Origin of the sequence: Pseudomonas sp. 3MA1, assembly GCF_029237275.1 — a bacterium.
GTDB lineage: Bacteria > Pseudomonadota > Gammaproteobacteria > Pseudomonadales > Pseudomonadaceae > Aquipseudomonas > Aquipseudomonas fluorescens_AP.
The window spans coordinates 177684-193138 of record NZ_JAACFX010000004.1 but is presented as its reverse complement, the minus strand read 5'-3'; the positions used below and the strand labels follow the sequence as shown (position 1 = coordinate 193138).

The following is a 15455-nucleotide window of genomic DNA, read 5'->3' as shown; positions in this document are numbered from 1 at the left end:
AACCTTAAATCTCTACGGGCGTATCGGGATGATTGCCCCATTCGCCCCAGGAGCCGGCGTAGCCCTTGACCCGCGGGTAGCCCAACGCCTTGGCCACCAGGTAGGTGAAGCCGGAGCGGTGGTGGGTCTGGCAGTGGGTGATGATTTCTTTGTCTTTGCTGATGCCCAGGTCCATGAGGATCTGCGGCATGTCGCGGCGAATGCGCAGGTGGCGTGCCTGGTCCATGCCGGCGGTCCACTCGAAGTTCACCGCGCCGGGAATGTGTCCGCCCTTGGCGGCCAGGACCTTCTCCCCGGAGTATTCCAGCGGGCCGCGCGCGTCCCAGATTGCCAGGTCAGCGGCGCCAAGACGGCTTTGCAGGTATTCGCGGGTGGCGGTGGGTTCGTCATGCAGGGTCAGCGGCACCGGGCCGCCTGCCGCAGGCGGGGCTTCGGTGCTCACGGGCAGGCTTTCCGCCAGCCAGGCCGGCAGGCCGCCATCCAGGTAGTGGTAGCGGCCGTGGCCGATCACGTCCAGAAGCCAGATGAAGCGCCCGGCCCAGCCGCCGCCTTCGTCGTCATAGACCACGTATACCGCGTCCGGGTTGTGCCCGAGCTCGCCGAACAGCGCTTCAAGGGCGTTCTGCGGCGGTAGCAGTCCGGGAGCGGGGGGCTGGCCGAGCTGGGTGCGCTTGGGGTCGACGAAGCGTGCCCCGGGGATATGTCCGGTGGCATAGCGGGCAGCGCTGGTCAGGTCGACCAGGATCAGTTCGCGGGCGTCGAGGCGGGCGAGCAAGTCGCTCGGTTCGATGACCAGCGGCAAGCCAGAGAAGTCAGACATGTGAGGTCCCCAGGGCACAAAGGGTGGGATTGTAGCGCAAGCGTCATTGGCTGCGGTTGGTAAAGCTGTGCAAGGCTTTTTCGATGCACTGGGCGGTCTTGCCGAATGCCTGGACACTGATTTCCGAGAACGGCACGCCGCCCTGGTCGGCGATTACCAGCATCAGTACCCGGCCATTGCAGGACAGTGAGCGCAGCAGCAGGTGTTCGCCGCGGAACAGTTGGCGCAAGGGGCCCGGCAGGTGCGAGGAGTACTGTGCCTTGTTGGCCGGCGTCAGGCGTACCTGGGCGGATTTCTCCAGCAAGCGCTGCAGCAGCGAGCTCTGCTTGGTCTGCAGAGTCAGCCCCGCAGCTTCTTTGGGCAGGCCATATAGCTGTTGCACCCGCAGATGACTCAGGCTGCGATCGACCATCAGCAGCAATACCCGGCGCATGCCGCATGCCACCAGGGCGTCTCTGGCAAAGCTGGTGAGATGCACGGCATTGGTGAAGGGGCTTTGTTCGAGCAGCAGTTCGCTGCAGGCCTTGCGCCACTTGGCCAGTTCTTCGGCCGTGGGCGCCGGTGCGGGCTGTTCGCCGCTGTGCAGGCGGCGGGCGTTCCAGGGCCAGAGCAGGGCCTGGGCCGGATGCCAGAGGTCCGGCTGGCTGTCATTGCGGGCGCTGGTTGCCGCCTGCTGGTGCAGCTGTTGCTGGACCTGGGCGATCGGCATCTGCAGGTAGAGGCCGGTGAGGTTCTGCCAGCGTCGGCCGTGGGGGTTGTTCCAGGAGTGTTGTGCCGCCAGGGCCAGGCCGTTGGCCAGCAATACGCAGTTGGCCGGCTGGTTCAGCCAGCGTTGCAGGTCCGGGTCGGCATCCAGGCGTTGCTGCTGACGCAGGGGGTGCTCGTTGTCCCGGGCGATCAGCATGGCCTTGGCCAGTTGACGCCGTTCACGGGTCAGCAGGCGATAACCCTGCTGCACCCAGATCGGCAAGTGCCAGACCTGCACCAGCGCCTGGCACAGTTCCATCAGTCGCACGCCGAACAGCTGCATTTCCACCTTGCGCGCCGACTCATGCTTATAGATGACCCGCAGTTCCCACTCTTCCATGAGCTTGGGATAGACCAGGGCCATGGCCCACAGTGGCGAGAGGAACAGCAGGCTGCCCCAGTGAATGTCCTGCCACAGCCGCGCCAGGCGCCCGGCAAAAAAACCGTTGGCTTGCTGGGTGGCGTGCTGGCTGATCAATTGCAGTTGCCGCAACTCCTGGGGGATCTTTTCCTCGGGCAGGGTCGGCAACTGTTCCAGCAGTTCTTCGGTGCGCTTGAGGCCCAGGCGGTTGACCGCGACCTCCAGGTTTTCTGCCGGCTCGCTCATGCTGCCGTGGGAATGCCGATTGGCTTCGCGGATCACGCTCAGGGCCAGCGCAGGGCTGTTTTGCATCAGATCGGCGATGTCTCGCAGCGAGCTGCGGTTGTTGGCGATGGCTTTGCACACGCGATCATGGCTGGCTTGCGGCACGGGCAAACGCACGCCATTAAGCAGCTTTACCCAAGCGTCGAGAGAGGTCGGCGGGGAATGTGGGACGTTGGTTTCATTAGACATGGTTGGGCGCAATCATCGTCTGCTTTGAACACGCCCAGAGCGGGCCAAACTGGCTTTTCGCCTTAACTGGCTATAGTCTGGCGCAGTTTTGCCGATAAGTAGAAGAAGAGTTTTAAGAACTTCCGAATATGACCTTGAACCCGACTCAATAAGTACTCTCCTACCTATGGCTAAAATTATCGGCATCATCGTCGTATTCGCGAGCGTGCTCGGCGGATACGTGCTCTCTCACGGCAAAATCGCTGCTCTGATCCAGCCCTTCGAGGTCATGATCATCGGTGGTGCAGCCTTCGGCGCATTCCTGCAGGCCAACCCGGGCTACATGACGATGCACGTCGTGAAAAAATCCCTGGGCATGTTCAGTTCGCGTTTCACCCACACCTTCTACCTGGAAGTGCTGGGCCTGATCTACGAGATCCTCAACAAGAGTCGCCGTGAAGGCATGATGGCGATCGAGGGTGATATCGAAGACGCCGCGGCCAGTCCGATCTTCGCCAAGTATCCGGCGGTGCTTAAAGATGAACGCATGACGGCGTTTATCTGTGACTACCTGCGCATCATGTCCTCCGGCAACATGGCTCCCCACGAGCTCGAAGGCCTGTTCGACATGGAGCTGTTCAGTCTCAAGGAAGACCTCGAGCACCCATCCCACGCGGTCACCGGGGTTGCCGACGCCATGCCGGGCTTCGGTATCGTGGCGGCGGTACTGGGTATCGTGGTGACCATGGCGTCCCTGGGCGAAGGCGACCAGAAGTCCATCGGTCTGCACGTAGGTGCGGCGCTGGTAGGTACCTTCTTCGGTATTCTGGCGGCCTATGGTTTCTTCGGTCCTCTGGCGACCTCGCTGTCCCACGACGCCAAGGAAGAACTCAATGTCTACGAAGCCATCAAGGCGTCCCTGGTAGCTTCCGCTTCCGGCGTTCCGCCTTCGCTGGCGGTGGAGTTCGGGCGCAAGGTCCTGTATCCGGCCCACCGTCCTAGCTTCGCCGAGCTGGAACAAGCGGTTCGCGGTCGCTAAGTCATGGAAAATAACCAGCCGATTATCATCAAGCGCGTCAAGCGCTTTGCGGGCGGGCATCACGGGGGCGCCTGGAAAATCGCCTTCGCCGACTTCGCCACGGCGATGATGGCGTTCTTCCTGGTGCTGTGGCTGCTGTCCACCGCGACCCCGGAGCAGAAGATCGCCATCGCCGGTTACTTCAAGGACCCGATCGGCTTCTCGGAAAGCGGCACGCCGTACATCATCGACCTGGGCGGCTCGCCGCAGCTGGCGCCGGAAAACACCCTCAACCCCGAGGTCAAGTCCCAGCCGCAGCCGGACAAGGTCACGGTGGACGCCGAGCAGGTGGAGGGCATGGCCGAGCAGGTGGAGCGCGAGCGTCTCGAACTGTTGCTGCAAGAGCTGCAGAACAAGGTCGAAGAGAATCCTCAGTTGCAGAAGTTCAAGGACCAGATTCTTTTCGAGATCACTCCGGATGGCCTGCGCATCCAGATCATGGACGCCGAGAACCGGCCGATGTTCGACTCCGGCAGTGCGCGCTTGAAGCCGTATTTCGAAGACATCCTGCTGGCCATGGCCGACACCATCAAGGCGGTGCCGAACAAGATCAGCATCAGCGGTCACACCGACGCCACGCCTTATGCCGGTAGCGGCGAGTTCGGCAACTGGGAGCTGTCCGCCAACCGTGCCAACGCCGCACGTCGTGCATTGGTGGCCGGTGGTTATCCGGATCCGCAAGTGGCTCGGGTGGTGGGTTTTGCCTCCTCGGCGCTGTTCGATCGCAAGAACCCGCTCAATCCGGTCAACCGGCGTATCGACATCGTGGTGCTGACCAAGAAGGCCCAGCGTGCCATCGAGGGCGAACAGGTCGATCCGCAGGCACCGGCACCGACTCAGGGCAGCGGGGCTCCCGGAGAAGTACCGGCCGACCCCCACGCCTTGCCGCCGGGCAGCGAACCGCTGCCGGCCCACGAGGTGCGCCAGCGTCTGAACATCTTCGAGGACGGTGTGCTGAAGATGGATGAGCAGGGTGCCGCAGGTCAGGCCCCCGCTGGCAAGCCGGCGGCGCCGGCGCCCCAGCCAGCGGCACCCCCAGCAACACCGGCGCCTCCGGCCACACCGGGCAGCGCCAGGTAAGACACCAAAAGGCCGCGATCTTCGCGGCCTTTTCGTGTCTGGAACAGAGGGTTCAGTAGCTGCTGTCGGGCAGGCTGGCGAGAATCGAGCGGTAGCTGTTCATCCGTTGTTGCTGGATGCGCCCGTCTTCCAGGGCCTTGAGCAGGGCGCAGCCCGGTTCGCGATCGTGCTTGCAATCGCGGAAGCGGCAGGTGCCCAGCAGGTCGTTGAACTCGATGAAGCCGGCCTCGACATCGGCGCGGCTGACATGCCCCAGGCCAAACTCGCGGATACCGGGGGAGTCGATCAGCTCGCCGCCGCCGGGGAAGTGGAACAGGCGCGCGGTGGTGGTGGTATGGGTGCCCTGTCCGGAAAACTCCGACAGCGGCCCGACCCGGGTTTCGACTTCCGGCAGCAGGCTGTTGACCAGGGAGGACTTGCCCACCCCCGACTGGCCCACGAACACGCTGATGCGGCCGTCCAGCAGGGCTTGCAGCTGTTCCATGCCGTCGCCGTGGTGCGCCGAGACTTCCAGCAGCGGATAGCCCAACTGGCGATAGACCGCCAGCAAGGCATTGAGCGCCGGGGCGTTCTGCTCGTCGATCAGGTCGGCCTTGTTCAGTAGCAGCAACGGGCGGATGCCGGCGTGCTCGGCAGCCACCAGATAGCGGTCGATGAGGTTGGCGTGGGGCTCGGGCATGGGCGCGAACACGATCACGATCATGTCGACGTTGGCGGCGACCGGCTTGAGCTGGCCGCGGCTGTCCGGACGGCACAGCTCGGTGCTGCGTGGCAGTTGCGCGACGATCACGCCGATGCCCTGATTGCCGGCACGCCAGACCACTTGATCACCGGTGACCAATGCCGGCAGGTTGGCCCGCAGATAGCAGCGGAATACCTGGCCGGCCAGCTCGCCTTCGCGCGCTTCGACCTCGACCTGCACGCCGAAGTGGGCGATGACCAGGCCGGTCTGTTCCGGGCCCAGGTCGCCACCTTCGAGCGCCTCTACGGCAGAGGACTCGCGTTTGGCGGCGCGGGCGGCGCGCTCACCCTGAATCTTTTCGATGCGCCAGTTTTGGCGACGATTGAGCTGGCGTTTGGCCATTGGTGTTCCGTGTCGATAATTACGGCGGTTGGGTAAAGCGGCGGCGAGTTTAGCACGCCGGGCGGGTCCTCTAGGCTAAACTGCGCAACTACGCCGAGGAGCCCTCCCATGCAAAACCCGCAGAACCTGATTTGGATCGATCTGGAAATGACCGGTCTGAACCCCGACACCGACGTCATCATCGAGATGGCGACCATTGTCACCGACAGCAACCTCAACACCTTGGCTGAAGGACCGGTCATCGCCATCCACCAGAGCGACGAGATTCTCGCCGGCATGGACGAGTGGAACACTCGCCAGCACGGTGGTTCCGGCCTGACCCAGCGGGTGCGCGAAAGCCGCATCAGCATGGCCGAAGCCGAAGCCCAGACCATTGCCTTCCTTGAGCAATGGGTGCCGAAGGGCAAGTCGCCGATCTGTGGCAACAGCATCTGCCAGGACCGGCGTTTCCTCTATCGCCACATGAAGGCCCTGGAAAGCTACTTCCACTACCGCAACCTGGATGTCTCGACCCTCAAGGAGCTGGCCGCCCGCTGGGCCCCGGACGTGCGCGACAGCTTCAAGAAAGGCAGCACCCACCTGGCCCTGGACGACATCCGCGAGTCCATTGCCGAGCTTCAGCACTACCGCAAGCACTTCATCAAGTTTTGATCTTCAGCAGCCGGCTGGTCGGCGAACGGGCGCGCGATGCCATTCGGCGCCCGCTCCCGCCCTCTTTTGGTGCTCGCTTCAACTGAGTAGACTGCGCGCCTTCTTGTAAGGACCGCCATCATGTTGTTGATGCTTTATCTGATCGCCATTACCGCCGAAGCCATGACCGGTGCCCTGTCTGCCGGCCGCCGTGGCATGGACTGGTTCGGCGTGGTGCTGATCGCCTGCGTCACCGCGCTGGGTGGTGGTTCGGTGCGCGACATGTTGCTCGGCCATTACCCGCTGACCTGGGTCAAGCACCCGGAGTACCTGGTGCTGACCTCGGTGGCGGCATTGGTGACGATCTTTATCGCGCCGTTGATGCGTCACCTGCGTTCGCTGTTCCTGGTGCTCGACGCCGTGGGCCTGGTGGCCTTTACCCTGATCGGCTGCATGACCGCCCTGGAAATGGGCCACGGCATGCTGGTGGCCTCGGTCAGTGGGGTCATCACCGGAGTGTTTGGCGGCATCCTTCGGGATATCTTCTGCAACGACATCCCGTTGATCTTTCGTCGCGAGCTGTACGCCAGCGTGTCTTTCGCCGCGGCCTGGTGCTACATGCTGTGCATTTATCTGCAGTTGCCGAGCGAACAGTCGATCCTGATCACCCTGTTTGGCGGTTTTCTATTGCGCTTGCTGGCGATCCGCTTTCACTGGGAAATGCCCAAGTTCGTCTACAACGACGAGCACTGACGCTGGGCGTGCTGGGCCAGGGCCCACTGCACATGTTCGCGCACCAGCTCCGACGGGTAGTCCTGGCGGGCCTTGAGCGCTTCCAGCACGGGAATGCTCGACGGTGCGTTGCCCAGGCCCACGGCCAGGTTGCGTAGCCAGCGCTCGTAACCGGCGCGGCGCAGGGGCGAGCCCTCGGTGCTGCTGAGGAACTTGTCCTCGTCCCACATGAACAGCTCGGCCAGTTCGGCGTTGTCCAGGTTATGCCGGGGCTTGAAGTCGCCTTCTGCCGAGGGTCGGGCGAAGCGGTTCCAGGGACAGACGATCTGGCAGTCGTCGCAGCCGAATACCCGATTGCCGATGAGCGGGCGCAGGTCTTCGGGGATGGCGTTTTTCAGTTCGATGGTCAGGTAGGAAATGCAGCGCCGCGCATCCAGCACGTAGGGACCGACGAAGGCATTGGTCGGGCAGATGTCCAGGCAGGCGGTGCAACGTCCGCAATGCTCGCTGGCGTGGGGTTCATCCACTGGCAGCGGCAGGTCGACGAACAGCTCGCTGAGAAAGAAGTAGCTGCCGGCCTTGCGGTTGAGCACCAGGGTGTTCTTGCCGATCCAGCCGAGCCCGGCCTGTTCGGCGATGGCTTTCTCTAGCACCGGGGCGCTGTCGACGAAGGCGCGATAGCCGAACGGGCCGATGGCTTGCTGGATGCGCTCGGCCAGTTGCTGCACGCGCTTGCGGATCAGCTTGTGGTAGTCGCGGCCCAGGGCGTAGCGCGAAACATAGGCCTTGGAGGGCTGGGCCAGGCGCTGGGCCATCTGGGTGTCGCCGGGCAGGTAGTCCATGCGCAGCGACACCACGCGCAGGGTGCCGGGCACCAGTTGCTCGGGATGGGAGCGCTTGCTGCCGTGGGCGCCCATGTAGTCCATCTCGCCGTGGTAGCCGGCGGCGAGCCAGCGCTCCAGGTGCTGTTCATGCTCGGCCAGGTCCAGGCCGCTGATGCCGACTTGCTGAAAGCCCAGTTCGCGGCCCCAGTCCTTGATCGATTGGGCGAGAGCGGGAAGATCCTGGGTAATAGCGGGCATGAGGCGAGAGAAACCGGGGCTGAGGTGCGTATAATTCTGCCAGACATCGGAGCCCTAAGACGCATGCCGCAGACAAAACACCCATTACCTGAGGTTCAGTTGCTGACTGGCGGTCATCTGCCGCGCCTGAACGGCCGGCCTGTGGATGCCCATAAGGGGCAGTTCGGCCATCTGTTGCTGATCGGCGGCGACCGCGGCTTCGCCGGTGCCGCGTTGTTGAGTGCGGAAAGCGCCTTGCGCAGTGGCGCGGGGCTGGTTTCCCTGGCGACTCGCAGCGAGCACGTGGCGGCGGCGGTTGCGCGGCTGCCGGAAGTCATGACCCAGGCGACCCATTCGGCCAACCAGCTGATGGGACTGCTGGCCAGGGCCTCTGTGTTGGTGGTCGGTCCAGGCCTGGGCCAGGGAGCATGGGGGCGCAGCCTGTTATCCGCAGCGGCCAACGCACCCTTGCCTCAAGTCTGGGATGCCGATGCGTTGAACCTGTTGGCGCAGGGTGAGCTGCAACTGCCCGCCGGCAGTGTGATCACCCCCCATCCTGGTGAGGCGGCCCGTCTGCTGGGCCTGACCAATGCGGCGGTTCAGGCCGATCGGCCGGCAGCGGCCCGGGCCTTGAGCGCAAAATATGCGGCGGTTGCGGTGCTCAAGGGCGCTGGCAGTTTGATCGCCGCTCCCGACGGGCGAGTGGCGCGTTGTGATGCCGGGCACCCGGCGATGGCGACTGCGGGGCTGGGGGATGTGCTCGCGGGGTTGATCGGTGCGTTGCTGGCCCAGGGCATGTCGGCGTTCGATGCGGCTTGCCTGGGTGTCTGGCTGCATGCCAGTGCCGGCGAGCGACAAGGCAAATTGGGCCGTGGGCTGGCGGCCAGTGATCTGATTCCAGCCATTCGTCAGTTGTTGGAGGAGCAATCACCGTGTCTGAGTTAACCCTTTATCTGGCCGACGAGCAGGCCATGGTGGAATTTGGTGCACGCATTGCTCAGGTCACCCAGGGGGTGGGGGTGATTTTTCTCGAGGGCGACCTAGGGGCGGGCAAAACCACCTTGTCCCGAGGGATCATCCGCGGGCTGGGGCATGCAGGGGCGGTGAAGAGTCCGACCTTTACCCTGGTGGAGCCTTACGAGATAGGTGCGGTGAGGGCCTTTCACTTCGATCTGTATCGTTTGGTGGACCCCGAAGAGCTGGAATTTTTGGGCATCCGCGACTACTTCGAAGGCGATGCGCTGTGCCTTTTGGAGTGGCCCCAGAAGGGTGCAGGCTTTTTGCCAAAGCCTGACCTGACCATTACCATTACCCCGCATCACAATGGGCGTTCTGTGCATCTGTTGTCTCAAGGCTCGCGAGGCGAGTCCTGGTGTGCCGCTTTGGCGTTGGAATTCAAATAATTGATGGGGTTAGGTATGCGCATTCGCGCGTTGGTTGCTGTCGTAGGACTGTTGCTTACGGCATTGGCCGTCGATGCTGTGGCCGCTACACAGGTTCGCAGCGTCCGCCTGTGGCGGGCACCGGATAACACGCGACTGGTCTTCGACCTGTCCGGCCCGGTTCAGCACAGCGTCTTCACCCTGACGGCCCCGGATCGTCTGGTCATCGATATCAATGGTGCGACCCTCGGCGGCCCGCTGAACGTCGCCACGGCCAACACCCCCATTACCGCGATGCGTTCGGCACAGCGCACCCCTAGCGATTTGCGGGTGGTCATCGACCTGAAAAAGGCCGTCACGCCGAAAAGTTTTACCCTGGCGCCCAACGCGCAGTACGGCAACCGCCTGGTGGTCGATCTGTTCGACAATCCATCCGATGCGGCGCCGCCTGCGGCCCCGCCACCGACAGTGACCACTGTGCCCGCCGTGCCTGTCACGCCTGCTGAGCCGGCGATCAAGTTGCCTCCGGCCCCGGCTGGCAAGCGCGACATCATCGTGGTGATCGATGCCGGTCACGGCGGTGAAGACCCGGGCGCATCCGGCTCTCGTGGCCAGCACGAGAAGGATGTGGTGCTGGCCATCGCCCGCGAGTTGCAGCGCCAGGTCAATGGCCTCAAGGGGTTCCGCGCCGAGCTGACCCGGACCGGTGACTACTTCATTCCGCTGCGTGGTCGTACCGAGATAGCGCGGAAGAAAGGCGCCGACCTGTTCGTCTCGATCCACGCCGACGCCGCGCCTTCGGCTGCCGCCTTTGGTGCTTCGGTGTTCGCCTTGTCCGAACGCGGCGCCACCTCGGAAACCGCCCGCTGGCTGGCGGACAGTGAAAACCGTTCCGACCTGATCGGCGGGGCTGGCAACGTCAGTCTCGATGACAAGGACCGGATGCTGGCCGGGGTGCTGCTGGACCTGTCGATGACCGCATCGCTGACTTCGAGTCTGAATGTCGGGCAGAAAGTGTTGAACAACATTGGCCGGGTCACACCGTTGCACAAGCAGCGGGTGGAGCAGGCTGGGTTCATGGTGCTCAAGTCGCCGGATATTCCATCGATCCTGGTGGAAACCGGCTTCATCTCCAACTCCAACGAGGCCTCGAAACTGGCCACCGCCAGTCATCAACAGGCCCTGGCGCGTTCCATCAGCAGCGGTGTGCGGCAGTTCTTCCAGCAGAATCCGCCACCGGGGACTTACATCGCCTGGCTGCGGGACTCCGGCAAGATCGCCCAGGGACCGCGTGATCACCGGGTCAACCCGGGAGAAACCCTGGCCATGATCGCCGTGCGCTATCAGGTGTCGGCGGCCACCCTGCGCAGTGCCAACAATCTGAAAAGCGATGAGTTGAAAGTGGGGCAGGTCCTGACCATCCCCGGTACAGAATTGGCGGCCAAGGAATGAGTGATTCGGTAATCAGCGGCGCGCGCATCGAGCTGCTCAGTCCACGGCTGGCCAACCAGATTGCGGCGGGTGAGGTTGTTGAGCGTCCAGCCTCGGTGATCAAGGAACTGTTGGAAAACAGCCTGGATTCGGGCGCCAAACGCATCGATGTGGATGTCGAGCAGGCTGGGGTCAAGCTGTTGCGGGTTCGTGACGACGGTGGCGGCATTTCCTCCGACGACCTGCCGTTGGCTCTGGCGCGACACGCCACCAGCAAGATCCGTGACCTGGAAGACCTGGAGCGGGTGATGAGCCTGGGCTTTCGCGGTGAGGCCCTGGCCTCCATCAGTTCCGTGGCGCGGCTGACCCTGACCTCGCGGACCCGGGATGCCGAGCAGGCCTGGCAAGTGGAAACCGAAGGTCGGGACATGGCGCCGAGGGTTCAGCCGGCGGCCCATCCGGTGGGTACTTCGGTGGAAGTGCGCGACCTGTTCTTCAATACACCGGCCCGCCGCAAGTTCCTCAAGGCCGAGAAAACCGAGTTCGATCACCTGCAGGAGGTGATCAAGCGCCTGGCCCTGGCGCGCTTCGATGTGGCGTTCCACTTGCGCCACAACGGCAAAAGCATTCTCAGCCTGCACGAAGCCAAGGACGACGCGGCTCGTGCCCGGCGGGTGGCGGCGGTGTGCGGTTCGGGCTTCCTGGAGCAGGCGCTGCCCATCGAGGTGGAGCGCAATGGCCTGCATCTATGGGGCTGGGTGGGGTTGCCGACGTTCTCCCGCAGTCAGGCGGACTTGCAGTATTTCTACGTCAACGGCCGTGCGGTGCGGGATAAGCTGGTGGCCCACGCGGTTCGCCAGGCTTATCGCGATGTGCTGTTCAACGGTCGGCATCCGACGTTTGTGCTGTTTTTCGAGGTCGATCCGTCGGCGGTCGACGTCAATGTGCACCCGACCAAGCACGAAGTGCGCTTTCGCGATGGGCGCATGGTCCACGACTTCCTGTATGGCACTTTGCACCGGGCCCTGGGAGATGTACGCCCCGAAGACCAGCTGGCGGCGCCGGCAGCGGTGGCCGGTATCGTGCGCCCGAGCGGTATCGAAGCCGGTGAGTTCGGGCCGCAAGGCGAGATGCGCCTGGCTGCGAACCTGGCCCTGGAGCAGCCTCAGTCCGAACCGGGTTACAGCGCTCCGGGTTCCGCGGCTGGCAACGGCTATCAGTACCAGTACACGCCGCGTCCCCAGCTGGTGTTGCCGGCGGCGGAAGCACAAGGCGTCTATCGTGAATTCTTTGCCCCGTTGCCGGGAGCGGCGGCTACCGCCCTGCCGGAAGGGCAGGAGGACATTCCGCCTCTGGGCTACGCCCTGGCCCAGCTCAAGGGCATCTATATCCTTGCGGAGAATGCACTGGGCCTAGTGTTGGTGGATATGCACGCCGCCCATGAGCGGATCATGTACGAGCGCTTGAAGGTGGCCATGGCCAGCGAAGGCCTGAGTGGCCAGCCGCTGTTGGTGCCGGAGTCGATTGCTGTCAGCCAGCGTGAAGCCGATTGCGCGGAAGAGCACGCCGCCTGGTTCCAGCGGCTGGGCTTTGAGTTGCAACGCCTGGGGCCTGAGTCCCTGGCGATCCGGCAGATTCCGGCGCTGCTGAAGCAGGCCGAGGCCAATCGCCTGGTGCACGATGTGCTTGCCGATCTGATGGAATACGGCACCAGCGACCGGATCCAGGCTCATCTCAACGAGCTGCTGGGGACCATGGCCTGTCATGGTGCCATTCGCGCCAATCGGCGTCTGGCCGTTGCGGAAATGAACGGCTTGCTGCGGGATATGGAAAATACCGAGCGCAGTGGCCAGTGCAATCATGGTCGACCGACCTGGACCCAATTGGGTCTGGACGATTTGGACAAACTCTTTCTGCGCGGCCGTTGATGAATCAGCTTCCTCCTGCGATTTTCCTCATGGGTCCGACCGCAGCGGGCAAGACCGACCTGGCCATCGAGCTGACCAAGGTGCTGCCTTGCGAGCTGATCAGTGTCGATTCGGCGCTGGTCTATCGCGGCATGGACATCGGCACCGCCAAGCCTTCCAGGGAATTGCTGGCGCAATATCCCCATCGGCTGATCGATATTCTCGATCCCGCAGAAAGCTATTCAGCGGCGGATTTTCGTAGCGATGCCCTGGCGGCCATGGCCGATATCACCGCGCGGGGCAAGATTCCGCTGTTGGTGGGCGGCACCATGCTGTACTACAAGGCGCTGCTGGAAGGCTTGGCGGACATGCCGCCGGCGGACCCGCAGGTGCGCGCCGAGCTTGAACAAGAGGCCCAGCATCTGGGCTGGCAGGCGCTGCATGATCAGTTGGCGGCGGTAGATCCGGAGTCGGCCGCCAGGATTCATCCCAATGATCCCCAGCGTCTGACGCGGGCGCTGGAAGTCTATCGGGTCAGTGGCCTGACGATGACCGCTCATCGTCAGCGTCAATTGGCGCAAAGTACTGAAGCAGGCGCATCGGGACACGGTCAATTGCCCTATACTGTCGCCAATCTGGCCATCGCTCCGGCGAATCGTCAGGTACTGCATCAGCGTATCGCACAAAGATTCACACAAATGTTGGAACAGGGATTCATTGATGAGGTCGTAGCTCTGCGCTCCAGAAGTGACCTGCACGCCGGGTTACCGTCTATACGTGCTGTGGGCTACCGCCAAGTCTGGGATTACCTGGATGGCAAACTGACGTCAGCCGAAATGCAGGAGCGGGGCATCATCGCCACGCGCCAATTGGCGAAGCGGCAGTTCACCTGGTTACGCAGTTGGGCTGACCTGCAATGGTTGGACAGCCTGGATTGCGACAATCTGCCACGCGCCTTGAAATACTTAGGGACGATCTCCATATTGAGCTGAGTCCTTGCAATTGCCGTCTATCCTTGGGGGTGTGACGGTTTTAGCTATCTGTTTTCCGATTTTTATTATTGATCCTTAAAGGAGTGCGGCACATGTCAAAAGGGCATTCGCTACAAGACCCTTACTTGAATACATTGCGTAAAGAGAAAGTTGGGGTGTCCATCTATCTGGTTAACGGAATCAAACTGCAAGGCACGATCGAGTCCTTTGACCAGTTCGTCATCCTGCTGAAAAACACCGTCAGCCAAATGGTTTACAAGCACGCTATCTCTACAGTGGTTCCGGTTCGCCCAATTCGTCTGCCTAGCGCATCCGAATCCGAACAGGGTGACGCTGAGCCAGGTAACGCCTGATAGGAGTCTCCTTTGTTCTTTGAGCGCCACGGTGGTGGTGAACGGGCCATTCTCGTTCACTTGGATGGTCAGGACCCTGAGGCGCGCGAAGATCCGCAGGAGTTTCAGGAGCTGGCATTATCGGCCGGCGCCGAGACCGTCGCGTTTGTTAGCGTGCCGCGTCATCGGCCAACCGCCAAATACCTGGTTGGCAGCGGCAAGGTCGAGGAATTGCGCGACCTGGTCAAAGCCGAACAGGTAGACCTGGTGATTTTCAATCACATCCTCACGCCCAGTCAGGAACGTAACCTCGAACGTGTATTCGAGTGTCGCGTGATTGATCGCACGGGTCTGATTCTCGATATCTTCGCTCAGCGCGCGCGCACCCATGAAGGCAAGCTCCAGGTTGAACTGGCCCAGCTTGAGCACATGAGCACGCGATTGGTCCGTGGCTGGACTCACCTTGAACGGCAGAAAGGCGGTATTGGTCTGCGTGGTCCGGGTGAAACCCAGTTGGAAACCGACCGGCGCCTGCTGCGAGTGCGTCTGCGGCAGATCAAGGCGCGGCTGGAAAAGGTTCGCAGTCAGCGCGAGCAAGCCCGCCGTGGCCGCAAGCGTGCCGACATTCCTTCGGTGTCGCTGGTGGGCTATACCAACGCTGGCAAGTCCACGTTGTTCAATGCTGTCACCTCCTCCGATGTGTTCGCCGCCGACCAGTTGTTCGCTACCCTCGATCCGACTTTGCGCCGCCTCGAGCTGGATGATCTGGGGCCGATTGTGCTGGCCGATACCGTGGGATTCATTCGTCACCTGCCGCACAAGCTGGTGGAGGCGTTTCGAGCTACCCTCGAAGAGTCCAGCAACTCCGACCTGCTGCTGCATGTGATCGATGCGCATGAACCCGAGCGTACTGCCCAGATCGAGCAGGTGATGGTGGTGCTGGGCGAGATCGGGGCTCAAGACTTGCCGATCCTGGAGGTCTATAACAAACTCGATTTGCTCGAGGGTGTGGAGCCGCAGATCCAGCGCGATCCGGACGGCAAGCCGCAGCGAGTCTGGTTGTCGGCCCGTGACGGCCAGGGGCTGGATCTGCTCAAGCAGGCCATCGCGGAGCTGCTGGGCGAAGATTTGTTCGTGGGCACCTTGCGCTTGCCTCAACGTTTTGCTCGACTGCGAGCACAGTTTTTCCAGTTGAACGCTGTGCAGAAAGAAGATCACGACGACGAGGGTGTCAGTTTGCTGGCCGTTCGCCTGCCGCGGGCCGAGTTGAATCGGCTGGTCAGTCGCGAAGGTTGGCAGCCGTCGGAATTCATCGAGCAACACACTTTGCAATAAAAGCCTGGGCAAGCGGTTGTGCCGCTGTAG

General features: G+C 62.6%; 15 protein-coding genes. 11 read left to right on the top strand and 4 right to left on the bottom strand.

Features of this window, described 5'->3' with window-relative positions; all coding sequences use genetic code 11:
- Nucleotides 1-4 precede the first annotated feature (4 nt).
- Both rhdA and GWQ44_RS13470 read right to left on the bottom strand, forming a co-directional pair.
- Nucleotides 5-820, bottom strand: a complete 816-nt coding sequence (gene rhdA, locus GWQ44_RS13475; RefSeq protein ID WP_199010410.1) for a thiosulfate sulfurtransferase — start codon at nucleotides 818-820, stop codon at nucleotides 5-7.
- A 43-nt stretch (nucleotides 821-863) separates the two neighbouring features.
- Nucleotides 864-2402, bottom strand: coding sequence for an HDOD domain-containing protein (locus tag GWQ44_RS13470; protein ID WP_275927543.1), 1539 nt, complete (start codon nucleotides 2400-2402; stop codon nucleotides 864-866).
- Nucleotides 2403-2568: 166 nt separating this feature from the next.
- On the opposite strand from GWQ44_RS13470, the gene motA reads away from it, so the two are divergent.
- On the top strand, nucleotides 2569-3420 hold the full coding sequence (motA, locus tag GWQ44_RS13465) for a flagellar motor stator protein MotA (protein WP_016965245.1): 852 nt from the start codon (nucleotides 2569-2571) through the stop codon (nucleotides 3418-3420).
- 3 nt (nucleotides 3421-3423) lie between these two features.
- A complete protein-coding gene (motB, locus tag GWQ44_RS13460; RefSeq protein ID WP_275927542.1) occupies nucleotides 3424-4539 on the top strand; it encodes a flagellar motor protein MotB in 1116 nt (371 codons plus the stop codon).
- Nucleotides 4540-4591: 52 nt separating this feature from the next.
- Here the strand turns inward: motB and rsgA are convergent, their stop codons facing one another.
- The gene (gene rsgA, locus GWQ44_RS13455; RefSeq protein WP_016965247.1) at nucleotides 4592-5623 is read right to left on the bottom strand and encodes a small ribosomal subunit biogenesis GTPase RsgA; all 1032 of its coding nucleotides are present in this window, start codon (nucleotides 5621-5623) and stop codon (nucleotides 4592-4594) included.
- 108 nt (nucleotides 5624-5731) lie between these two features.
- Here rsgA and orn point away from each other — a divergent pair, with 108 nt between their 5' ends.
- Both orn and GWQ44_RS13445 read left to right on the top strand, forming a co-directional pair.
- The gene (gene orn / locus GWQ44_RS13450) at nucleotides 5732-6274 is read left to right on the top strand and encodes an oligoribonuclease (protein WP_011058931.1); all 543 of its coding nucleotides are present in this window, start codon (nucleotides 5732-5734) and stop codon (nucleotides 6272-6274) included.
- Between the two features lie 117 nt (nucleotides 6275-6391).
- The gene (locus GWQ44_RS13445) at nucleotides 6392-7006 is read left to right on the top strand and encodes a trimeric intracellular cation channel family protein (RefSeq protein ID WP_177435162.1); all 615 of its coding nucleotides are present in this window, start codon (nucleotides 6392-6394) and stop codon (nucleotides 7004-7006) included.
- Here the strand turns inward: GWQ44_RS13445 and queG are convergent.
- Nucleotides 6988-8067 (bottom strand): tRNA epoxyqueuosine(34) reductase QueG, encoded by a 1080-nt coding sequence (queG, locus tag GWQ44_RS13440; RefSeq protein ID WP_016965249.1) that lies wholly within the window; start codon nucleotides 8065-8067, stop codon nucleotides 6988-6990. The two genes, GWQ44_RS13445 and queG, sit on opposite strands and share 19 nt — an antisense overlap.
- A gap of 63 nt (nucleotides 8068-8130) precedes the next feature.
- Between queG and GWQ44_RS13435 the strand changes: the two genes are divergently transcribed.
- From GWQ44_RS13435 to hflX, 7 genes are all read left to right on the top strand, one after another.
- Entirely contained in the window at nucleotides 8131-8991 is an 861-nt protein-coding gene (locus tag GWQ44_RS13435) for an NAD(P)H-hydrate dehydratase (RefSeq protein WP_047301335.1), read from the top strand.
- Nucleotides 8979-9449, top strand: a complete 471-nt coding sequence (tsaE, locus tag GWQ44_RS13430) for a tRNA (adenosine(37)-N6)-threonylcarbamoyltransferase complex ATPase subunit type 1 TsaE (protein ID WP_016965251.1) — start codon at nucleotides 8979-8981, stop codon at nucleotides 9447-9449. Before GWQ44_RS13435 ends, tsaE begins: the two co-directional genes overlap by 13 nt.
- Nucleotides 9450-9452: 3 nt before the next feature.
- Complete coding sequence (locus tag GWQ44_RS13425) at nucleotides 9453-10880, top strand: N-acetylmuramoyl-L-alanine amidase (protein ID WP_197662855.1); 1428 nt, start codon at nucleotides 9453-9455, stop codon at nucleotides 10878-10880.
- Nucleotides 10877-12787 carry a DNA mismatch repair endonuclease MutL gene (mutL, locus tag GWQ44_RS13420; protein ID WP_275927541.1) on the top strand — a complete coding sequence of 637 codons (1911 nt, stop codon included), beginning with the start codon at nucleotides 10877-10879 and terminating at the stop codon, nucleotides 12785-12787. The genes GWQ44_RS13425 and mutL overlap by 4 nt, the downstream gene beginning before the upstream one ends.
- Nucleotides 12787-13758 (top strand): tRNA (adenosine(37)-N6)-dimethylallyltransferase MiaA, encoded by a 972-nt coding sequence (gene miaA, locus GWQ44_RS13415; RefSeq protein WP_275927540.1) that lies wholly within the window; start codon nucleotides 12787-12789, stop codon nucleotides 13756-13758. The genes mutL and miaA overlap by 1 nt, the downstream gene beginning before the upstream one ends.
- A 92-nt stretch (nucleotides 13759-13850) precedes the next feature.
- Nucleotides 13851-14111 carry an RNA chaperone Hfq gene (gene hfq, locus GWQ44_RS13410; RefSeq protein WP_007921378.1) on the top strand — a complete coding sequence of 87 codons (261 nt, stop codon included), beginning with the start codon at nucleotides 13851-13853 and terminating at the stop codon, nucleotides 14109-14111.
- A gap of 12 nt (nucleotides 14112-14123) precedes the next feature.
- A complete protein-coding gene (hflX, locus tag GWQ44_RS13405) occupies nucleotides 14124-15425 on the top strand; it encodes a ribosome rescue GTPase HflX (RefSeq protein ID WP_103739467.1) in 1302 nt (433 codons plus the stop codon).
- Nucleotides 15426-15455: the final 30 nt, after the last annotated feature.